Here is a 9303-nt window from a genome sequence, read left to right as displayed (position 1 = left end):
CGGCGGGCGCGGGGGGCGGGCCACCGGGCCCCGGCGGCGGACCCGGCGGGGCAGGCCGTCGCCGTCGACGGCGGCCTCCACCGACGAGGTACGGGCCGGGGCGAACGGCAGCACCGTCTGGTCCGGTCGCTCCCGGGTGGTCCGGGTGGTACGCGGTCGGGGCAGGGTGGTCAGCCGGGTCACCGACGCCGCCGGACGGTCCCGGGTCGGCGGGGCGATCGGCGGCTCCTCGGTGATCAGGTCGGCCGGGAGGCGTACCAGCGCGGTGAGCCCGACCGGCGTCCCGGCCCGCAGGGTGACCCGGACGCCGTGCCGGGCGGCCAGCCGCGAGACCACGAACAGGCCGAGCCGGGCGCTGTCGGCCGGGTCGAACTCGGGCGGGGTGGCCAGCCGCCGGTTGGCGTCCTCGACCGCCTGCGGTGACATCCCGAGCCCGTGGTCGGTGATCTCGACGAGGTAGCCGTCGACGACCGACGCCCCGGTCACCTCGACCCGACGCTCGGGCGGGGAGAACGCGGTCGCGTTCTCGATCAGCTCGGCGAGCAGGTGGATGACGTCGGCGACGGCCCGGCCGAGCAGCCCGGCCGGCTCGACCCGGCCGATGTCCACCCGGTCGTACGCCTCGACCTCGGAGATCGCGCCGCGCAGCACGTCCAGCAGGGCGACCGGCTGCCGCCAGCCCCGGCCCGGTGCCGCCCCGGCCAGGATGACCAGGTCCTCGGCGTGCCGGCGCAGCCGGGTCGCCAGGTGGTCGACGCGGAACAGCTCGGCCAGCTCGTCCGGGTCCTCGGCGCGGCGCTCCATCCGGTCGAGCACGGCGAGCTGCCGGTGCACCAGGCCCTGACTGCGCCGGGCGAGGTTGAGGAAGACCTCGTTCAACCCCCGGCGCAGCGTCACCTCGTCGATCGCCGACCGCACCGCCACCCGGCTGACCTCGGTGAACGCCCGCCCGACGTCGCCGATCTCGTCCGCGCCGTAGGACAGCGGCGGGGCCTCCCGGGCCACGTCGACCTGTTCGCCCCGGCGCAGCCGGGCCACCACGTCGGGCAGCCGGTGCCCGGCCAGCTCCAGCGCGGCGTTGCGGACGGCGGACAACCGGCGGGCCAGCGTCCGCCCGACCCGGACGGCGACCAGCAGCGACACCCCGATCGCGACGAGGCCCAGCACCCCGGCGACGCCGAGGCGCAGCAGGATCGTGACGGCCACCGGCACGGACCGTTCGGCCAGCCCGTCGGCCTGGCTGAGTTCGAAGTCGCGCAACCCCTGCTGGACGGCCTCCTGGCTGGCCTGCCAGGTACGCGGGTCGATCGGCGGGAGGCCGGACGGCCCGGCGCTGAGCAGTTGCTCCTGCATGGTGCGGAGCCGGACGAACACCTCCCCCTCCACCAGCCGCTGGTAGGCGGCCCGGTCGGCGGCCGGCAGGTCGGCCACCGCCGATTCGGCGAGGAACCGTTCGTTGGCGATGGTCTGCACCAGCCGCAGGTGCTCGCCCTCGGTGAACCGGCCGGCGACGAACGCCCCGGCGAGCATCGCGTCGGTCTGGCCGAGCAGTTCGCGGGAGCGGCCGACCGCGGTGAGGGCGAGTGCCTGCCGGTTCAACTCGGCGTCGGGCAGCGCCGCCGTCGCGGCGAACGCCTGGAAGGCCGAGGAGATCATGCCGCTGTACAGGCCGATGGCGCCGGCCCGGTCGACCTGCCGGCGGTCGATGAACCCCCGGCCGGCCGGCAACGCCTCCAGGGCGGCGCCGAGCGCGTCGAGCCGGGCGTTGAGCAGGTCACCGGCGGCGTCCCGCAGCGCGTCGCCGGCCATCATCCGACGCAGCTCGACGATCGCCTCGTCGGTGCGTCGCCGCTGGTCGGCGAGGGCGGGCAGGGTGCCGGTGCCGGCCAGTTGGATCACCGAGGTCCGCCGTTCCCGTTGCAGCTCGGCCACCACCCGTTCGCCGGGGCGGCCGAAGTCCGACAGCAGGGTCCGGGCGGCGAGCAGGTCGAGCGCCGGCCCGAAGGTCAACGTCGTGGCGAAGATCCAGAGCGCCAGGAGGGCGGCCACCGGGGTGACGACCAGGGCGGTCAGCTTGGCGCGGATCGGCCAGTCGCGGGTGTCCATGAGTCCTCGCCCGGGCGGGAGTGTCGGCGGTGGCGCCGGCACCGACCGGGCGGTTCCGGCATCGATGCCGGGCACCGGCGCGGCACCTTGGGCAGAATACGTAATCCTGACGCTCAGCACTACCGTGCGTCTCCCGGCGTCACCGCTGCGTCGCCGCCCCGCCACGCGACGGGCCGCCCCGGCCGACCGGGCCGCAGCCGGCTTGATCAGGCATCCGCGCCGGGCCGTGGTGCCCGTGCCGAGCCCGTGCCGGCCGGGCCGGACCGATGGAAAAACGTGATCGGATTTCCCCCCGGACGGACCCGGACGGACGTCGTGGCCGCTTCGTCCCGGTCGGGATCGGCGTGGGCGGAGGAAATTCGCCGGATCGGGATTGGTGATCAGTGCGGGGAGGGAATACCGCAGGGCGAAGGAGGAGCCATGTCGCCCACGCAGATAGTCCTACTGGTTCTCGCCGTACTGGTGGTGGCGGCGCTGGTCGCCGTGGCCGTGGTGGCCAACCGCCGACGCGCCCTGCGGTCCCGGTTCGGGCCGGAGTACGACCGGGTGGTCGCGGAGCAGGACAGCCGCAGCGCCGCCGAGCGGGAACTGCGCGAACGGGAGCGCCGCCACGCGGAGTTGACGCTCACCCCGCTCAGCCCGACCGACCGGGCCCGGTACGCCACCGCCTGGGAGGAACTCCAGGTCCGCTTCGTCGACTCGCCGGCCGAGGCCGTCGGTGACGCCGACGAGCTGGTCAGCCGTCTGATCGCCGACCGGGGCTACCCGACCGGGGAGTTCGCCGAGCAGGCCGCGCACCTGTCGGTGGAGCACGCCCGCACCCTGACCCACTACCGGGAGGCGCACGAGATCCGGCTGCGCAACGAGCGTGGCGAGGCCGGCACCGAGGATCTCCGGCAGGCCGTCGTCCACTACCGCGCCCTCGTCGCCGATCTGCTCGGCGAGGAGCCGGTCGGGCACCGCCTGCCGGAGCAGCAGCACCCGGACAGCCCGCAGGACGCCACCACCCGCTGACGCCACCACCCGCTGAGGAGAACACCGCCATGCGCCAGGACGAGCAGCAGTCGACCACCGACCACCCCGAGGTCGTCCGGTCCACCCCGGTGGCGGTGCCGCCGCCGGACGCGGTGGACGCCGACCCGGGCGGCCGGCACGCCACGGCCCGCGACGACCGGGACCGCGACGGCGTCGACGACCGGGACCCCATCGACCTCGACGACGACGGCATCGACGGCGACGGCTTCGACGACCGGGACGGCTTCGACAACCACGACGGCTACTACGGCCCGCGGGCCGACGACGGGTCGCCCCTCACCCGCCCGCACCCCCGCGACGACGCCGAGCTGGCGACCGACCGGGAGACACCGGCCGGCACCGACCCGGACGGGGACCGGCGGCCGGAGTTCCACGAGCCCGCGCCCCTGCCCACCGCCTTCGGGGCGGCCAGCGTGGGCGACGCGGTGGCCGCGTCGGCGCTGGCCGGCGGACGACCGCAGGACGAGCGGGACGCCCGGGACGAGGACCTCGCCGTGCCCGGTGACGGGGCGCCGGGGCGGACCGGGCCGTTCGACGACGAGCGCGCCGACCCGACCGGGGCGGACCGGATCCACGACCGGGACCGCTGGTCGGCCGACCGCACCGCCGCCGACGTCGACGCCGGGGACACCGCCACCCGGGACGTCGACGCCACCGGCCCGGCCGGCCACGCCGACCCGGACCGGGACACCGACCGGCCGGCCCCGGTGACCGACGCCGCCGGCTACGGCAGCGCCACCCCGGCGATGGTCGACCCGGACGCGACGGCCGACGGCGACGGGTCGACGGCGGCCGGCGTCGTCGCGGCCGGTGCCGCCGGCGCGGCCGCCGACCGGTCGACGGGCGCGAACGTGCCCAGCGACGCGGCGACCCTGTTCGAGGCGGACGCCGCGCAGGGCTTCCGGGACCGGTGGCGCGACGTGCAGCTCCGCTTCGTCGACGACCCCCGGGGCGCGGCCGGCGAGGCGCAGTCGCTCGTCGAGGAGGCGATCGCGGCCCTCTCCGAGGCGCTCGCCGGGCAGAAGGAGAAGCTGGGCGGCTGGCAGGGCGCCGACGAGGCGGACACCGAGCAGCTCCGGGTGGCCGTGCGGCGCTACCGCGACTTCCTGGACCGCGTGCTGGGCCGCTGAACCGCCGGAGGGCCGCACGGACGGCCCGCCGGCGCCGCACCGGACGGACCCACCGCCGGTGCCCACCCTCCGTCGACGCCCCGGCCGGGCCACTCCCGGCCGGGGCGTCGACGGTCCGTCCGCCGAATCGACCCGGACGCCAGGCATGAAAACCCGCACGAGGGGTAATAGCGCGCCCGGCGGGCGTCAAGGGCGCATCGGAGAGGTGGCGGACGATGGACGGTGCCGGGCTCAGACTGAACATGAACGTGCTGGATTACGGAATCCTCGCGCTCTACTTCGTCACCGTCCTCGGGGTCGGTTTCGCCGCCCGCCGGGCGATCCGCACCAGCGTCGACTTCTTCCTCTCCGGGCGTTCGCTGCCCGCCTGGGTGACCGGCCTGGCCTTCGTCTCGGCCAACCTGGGCGCCCTGGAGATCATCGGGATGGCCGCCAACGGTGCGCAGTACGGCATCATGACCGTCCACTACTACTGGATCGGCGCCGTACCGGCGATGATCTTCCTGGGCATCGTGATGATGCCGTTCTACTACGGCTCCCGGGTGCGCAGCGTCCCGGAATACCTGCGGCTGCGGTTCAACCGCCCGACCCACCTGCTGAACGCGATCAGCTTCGCGGTCGCCCAGGTGCTGATCGCCGGGGTCAACCTGTACGCGCTGGCGCTGATCATGCAGGCGCTGCTCGGCTGGCCGCTCTGGCTGGCGGTCATCGTCGGCGCGGTGATCGTGCTGGCCTACATCACCGTCGGCGGGCTCTCCGGCGCGATCTACAACGAGGTGCTCCAGTTCTTCGTCATCATCGCCGGTCTGGTGCCGATCACCGTCATCGGACTGGTGAAGGTGGGCGGCTGGTCCGGCCTGATGGACTCGGTCCGCGACTCGAAGTTGGGCGAGGCCGGGCTGCACGCCTGGGAGGGCACCGGCAGCACCGCGAACCCGCTCGGCGCGCACTGGCTGGGCATCGTGTTCGGGCTCGGTTTCGTGCTCTCCTTCGGCTACTGGACCACCAACTTCGCCGAGGTGCAGCGGGCGCTGTCGGCCAAGAACATGAGCGCCGCCCGGCGTACGCCGATCATCGCCGCGTACCCGAAGCTGGTCATCCCGGTGGTGACCGTGGTCCCCGGCCTGATCGCGCTGGTCACCGTCAAGGGGCTGGGGGCCGAGTCCGGTGACCTGGTCTACAACAACGCGATTCCGCTGCTGATGCGTGACCTGCTGCCCAACGGGGTGCTGGGGATCGCGGTCACCGGCCTGGTCGCCTCGTTCATGGCCGGCATGGCGGCCAACGTCAGCGGCTTCAACACCGTCTTCACCTACGACATCTGGCAGGCGTACGTCCGCAAGGAGCGCTCCGACGAGTACTACATCCGGATCGGGCGGATCGCCACCGTGGGCGGGGTGGTGGTGGGCATCGGCACCGCGTTCATCGCCGCCGGGTTCAGCAACATCATGAACTACATCCAGGCGCTGTTCTCCCTGTTCAACGCCCCGCTGTTCGCCACCTTCATCATCGGCATGTTCTGGAAGCGGATGAGCGCGCTGGCCGGTTTCTGGTCGCTGCTGGCGGGCACCCTGGCCGCGTTGGCGACCTACCTGCTCTACAAGGCCGGCGTGGTGCACTTCAACTCCGACCTGGAGGAGAGCTTCTGGGGCGCGGGCATCGCCTTCGTCACGGTCGCCGTGGTGGCGGCGGTGGTCACCCCGCTGACCCGCCCCAAGCGGGCCGAGGAGTTGCAGGGTCTGGTCTACGGCATGGGCGGGATCGACCTGAAGGGCGACGTGCTCGCCGGGGACCAGGTCTGGTGGCGTTCGCCGGTGCTGCTCGGCGCGATCGCGCTGGTGCTGGCCGTGCTCTTCTACATCCCGGTCTTCTGAGCCCGGTCCGTCACGAGAGGGAGGCGCAGACGTGGACCAGCACAGCGAGCGGGCGAACGACCCGCAGGTCGCCGAGACCGAGAACGAACGCAAGCGGTCCGCCGCCGCCCGGCTGTTCGACATCCGCCGGGTCATCGGTGGTCTTTTCGTGGTGTACGGGGTGATCGTCGGCCTGGTCGGTCTCTTCGACTCGGCGGCCGAGATCGACAAGGCGCAGGGCGTCCGGATCAACCTCTGGGCCGGGCTGGCGATGCTGGCCTTCGGGCTGTTCATGCTGGCCTGGCAGTGGCTGCGCCCGGTGGTGCCGCCCAGCGCCGAGGAGGCCCGGGAGGTCTGATCCGCCCGGCATGGGGTCGCCCGGACGGGGTACCCGGGACGCGGGAAGCGTCTGGGACAGGAGGGCGGCACCATGACCGACCGTGACCCGAACCGACCGTTGGAGGAGCGCCCGGAGGTGGCCGCCGCAGTGGACGACGACTCCACCGTGCCGCAGTTGGCCCGGGGCGGCGCCGGTCCGGCCGATCCGTCGTTCGTCGCGCCGGGTGACCAGCCCGGTGGTGCGACCGAGGAGCTGATCGGCGACCCGTACGCCGCCGGCACCGGGGCCACCGGTACCGGCACCGGGGCCGGTGGGGACAACATCCGCACCGGGGCGGAGCAGCCCTGGGAGCCGGAGGACCTGGTCATGGCGCGCGGGCAGGACCTGACCGCGGAGAACCTGGAGCGGGCCCGGCGCGACCTGGCCGAGATGGGCCGGGCCGCGGTGGAACGTACCGTCCCCTGAGCCCGTCGCGACAGCGGCCCGGCACACGGGTGGGCCCCCGGCCCGACCTCTCGGTCGGACCGGGGGCCCGGGTGCGCCCGCCGCGTCAGTGCCTCACTCCAGCCGCAGCGGGCTGGTTCGTCAGAGCGCCGGGTAGGCGTTCTTCATGAGCTCCTGGAACTGCGCGGAGAACCAGGCGCCGGAGATCGGAGCGTTGGGCAGCGCACCGCTCATGCTGTTGCCGTTGCGGGCGTTACCGGTGTAGGTCGGGTCGCACATCCGGTCGAAGCCCTTGCCCTCGTTGTTCGGGATGAGGGAGCTGGAGCCGTCGGACTCACCCGGAGGCTTCACCCAGACGTAGGCGTCGATGCCCGACTCGGGGTTGGCCTTCGGCCGCTCGCCGAGACCCGCACCGGCCTGGTTGCACCAGTTGCCGGCGTGCAGACGACGGTCGATGCGACCACCGTTGACGTAGGTGTCCACGCTGGTCGTCGCACCCGGGCCGGTGGGCCGGGCGGTGCCGCCCCAGCCGTTACGGGAGGTGTCGATCAGCATGCCGATGTTGCTGTTGAAGCCGACCGAGACCAGCTTGGTGCGGAACGCCTGGGCGAACGACAGCTCGTCGACGTACTGGTTCCAGTCGATCCACTTGGCCTGGCGCACGGTCTGGCCGTTCACCGAGTCGGTGATCTTGACGTACGGCTCCTTCAGGGCGGAGTAGTTCGCCGTGTTGGTGATGAAGCCGTGCACGTAGTTCACGTTGCTGCCGGACGCGGTGGCCGCGGTCTTCAGGATGTCGGCGGTCGGGCCGAAGTTGGTGTCCCAGCCCAGCCAGCCGTGGTGACCGGCGTCGATGTAGTTGTAGACGTTGCCGATCGAGCCCAGCTTGGCCAGGGCGTAGCCGACGCCGTTGACGTACGCGCCGTTGGCCTTCACCACGTCACACTGCACCGTGCCACCGGCGTTGCCGGAGGTGTTGGTGATCAGGTTCGGCAGCGAGTCGATCTCGATGATGTTGATGATCCGCAGGCTGGCGTACTTGGCGTCCCGCTGGATCGCGGCGATCGGGTCGATGTACTCCGCCTTGTAGCGCGGCAGTTCGTCGGCGGCCAGCTCACCGTTGGAGGCGAGCGCCGAGCAGTCCCGGCCGGGCAGGTTGTAGATCACGAACTGGATGTAGCCGGCACCCTGGGCGAGGGCGGCGTCCAGGTGGTCCTTGACGCCCATCGCGCCGTTGGAGCTGCTGTCGGTGGTGCCGTTGATCGCGGCGATCCGGTCCAGCCACACGGCGGTCGGGTTGTTGGAGATCCGGCTGCCACCGGCCTCGGCGTCCGCCTTGGCCTTCCACTCCGGGTTCACGTAGCCCTTGACCCCGGCGTAGGGGTTGTCCACCTTCTGCCCCGGCGGGGGCGTGGTGGGCGGAGGCGTCGTGGGCGGCGGGGTGGTGGGCGGAGGCGTGGTCGGCGGGGGCGTGGTGGGCGGAGGCGTGGTGGGCGGCGGGGTGGTGGGCGTGGTGCCGCCGTTGCAGACCACCCCGTTCAGGGTGAACGAGGTCGGCTTGGGGTTGCTGCCGCTCCACGAGCCGTTGAAGCCGAGGGTGGTGCTGCCGCCGCGACCCAGCGAGCCGTTGTAGGACTCGTTGGTGGCGGTCACGTTCTGGCCGCTCTGCGACCACTTGGCCGACCAGCCCTGGGTCACCCGCTGGCTGCTGTTGGGGAAGGTGAAGCCGAGGGTCCAGTTGCTGATCGGGTCACCCACGTTGCGGATGGTGACGTTCGCGGTGAAGCCACCGGACCAGTCGTTGGTGGTGTAGTCGATGCTGCACTGGGTGGCGGCCTGCGCCGCGGTGACCGGGAGGGTCACCAGCCCGCCCGCGACCAGCACGCTCGCCCCGGTGAGGGCGAACGCCCGGCGTCGGGCGGACAGACTTCTCCACAGATTCATGCCTTTTGCACTCCTTGGGCGAGACCGGCACCACGAGGGGACCGGCAAGTGGCGCGTGAGCGTCCTGGGGTACGGACGACCCCGGCGCCAACGGGACATCTCGGGGGGTGCCCGACCCGGAGGACGGGCGTGGTGGTGGTGAGCTTCACCGGCCCGCACGGACCGGTCGGCGGCGATGTCGTCCGGTGCACCGGTTGCCCTCGACCTCTGCCGTGCGCGGTGTGGCTCCCCGAACCGCGTGCAGCGATTCTTGCATGGGAGCGCTTCCATGGCAATGGCTCGATACTTCGCGGCAACCTGGCCGCAACGCCCGGGCCGGCATCCGGGCCGCTACGAGCCTATCTCCGCCCAGCCCGGCCGGGAGCGCACCGACCGCGCAGCCGGGTGGTAATACCGACACAAGCGGCCCGGGGTGCTTAAGGGTCGCATCATCGGTAAAGCCGAAAACACG

7 protein-coding genes are annotated in these 9303 nt (G+C 72.7%); 5 read left to right on the top strand and 2 right to left on the bottom strand.

Going from position 1 to position 9303, the window contains the following annotated elements; genetic code table 11:
* On the bottom strand, positions 1-2106 hold a 2106-nt coding region (locus H1A17_RS09675; RefSeq protein ID WP_194821679.1), incomplete at its 3' end, for a nitrate- and nitrite sensing domain-containing protein.
* Between the two features lie 420 nt (positions 2107-2526).
* Between H1A17_RS09675 and H1A17_RS09670 the strand changes: the two genes are divergently transcribed.
* The 5 genes from H1A17_RS09670 (at position 2527) to H1A17_RS09650 (ending at position 6929) form a co-directional block, all read left to right on the top strand.
* Positions 2527-3120, top strand: coding sequence for a hypothetical protein (locus H1A17_RS09670; protein ID WP_145921426.1), 594 nt, complete (start codon positions 2527-2529; stop codon positions 3118-3120).
* Between the two features lie 29 nt (positions 3121-3149).
* Entirely contained in the window at positions 3150-4271 is a 1122-nt protein-coding gene (locus tag H1A17_RS09665; RefSeq protein ID WP_194821678.1) for a hypothetical protein, read from the top strand.
* Between the two features lie 215 nt (positions 4272-4486).
* Complete coding sequence (locus tag H1A17_RS09660; RefSeq protein ID WP_145921428.1) at positions 4487-6145, top strand: sodium:solute symporter family protein; 1659 nt, start codon at positions 4487-4489, stop codon at positions 6143-6145.
* Positions 6146-6176: 31 nt separating this feature from the next.
* Positions 6177-6482, top strand: a complete 306-nt coding sequence (locus H1A17_RS09655; RefSeq protein ID WP_145921429.1) for a hypothetical protein — start codon at positions 6177-6179, stop codon at positions 6480-6482.
* 72 nt (positions 6483-6554) lie between these two features.
* The gene (locus tag H1A17_RS09650) at positions 6555-6929 is read left to right on the top strand and encodes a hypothetical protein (RefSeq protein ID WP_194821677.1); all 375 of its coding nucleotides are present in this window, start codon (positions 6555-6557) and stop codon (positions 6927-6929) included.
* Positions 6930-7049: 120 nt separating this feature from the next.
* Here the strand turns inward: H1A17_RS09650 and H1A17_RS09645 are convergent, their stop codons facing one another.
* Positions 7050-8852 carry a glycoside hydrolase family 6 protein gene (locus tag H1A17_RS09645; protein WP_145921431.1) on the bottom strand — a complete coding sequence of 601 codons (1803 nt, stop codon included), beginning with the start codon at positions 8850-8852 and terminating at the stop codon, positions 7050-7052.
* Positions 8853-9303 lie beyond the last annotated feature (451 nt).

This window comes from Micromonospora sp. S-DT3-3-22, assembly GCF_015354745.1.
In the GTDB taxonomy this organism is placed as follows: Bacteria; Actinomycetota; Actinomycetes; order Mycobacteriales; family Micromonosporaceae; genus Micromonospora; species Micromonospora wenchangensis.
The sequence above is the reverse complement of the archived record's forward strand: the minus strand, read 5'-3'. Positions and strand labels throughout refer to the sequence as shown.

Excerpts from the sequence above, each read along its gene's own strand:
- H1A17_RS09670 (WP_145921426.1), top strand. The coding sequence starts at position 2,527 with ATGTCGCCCACGCAGATAGTCCTACTGGTTCTCGCCGTACTGGTGGTG.
- H1A17_RS09665 (WP_194821678.1), top strand. The coding sequence starts at position 3,150 with ATGCGCCAGGACGAGCAGCAGTCGACCACCGACCACCCCGAGGTCGTC.
- H1A17_RS09660 (WP_145921428.1), top strand. The coding sequence starts at position 4,487 with ATGGACGGTGCCGGGCTCAGACTGAACATGAACGTGCTGGATTACGGA.
- H1A17_RS09650 (WP_194821677.1), top strand. The coding sequence starts at position 6,555 with ATGACCGACCGTGACCCGAACCGACCGTTGGAGGAGCGCCCGGAGGTG.
- H1A17_RS09645 (WP_145921431.1), bottom strand. The coding sequence starts at position 8,852 with ATGAATCTGTGGAGAAGTCTGTCCGCCCGACGCCGGGCGTTCGCCCTC.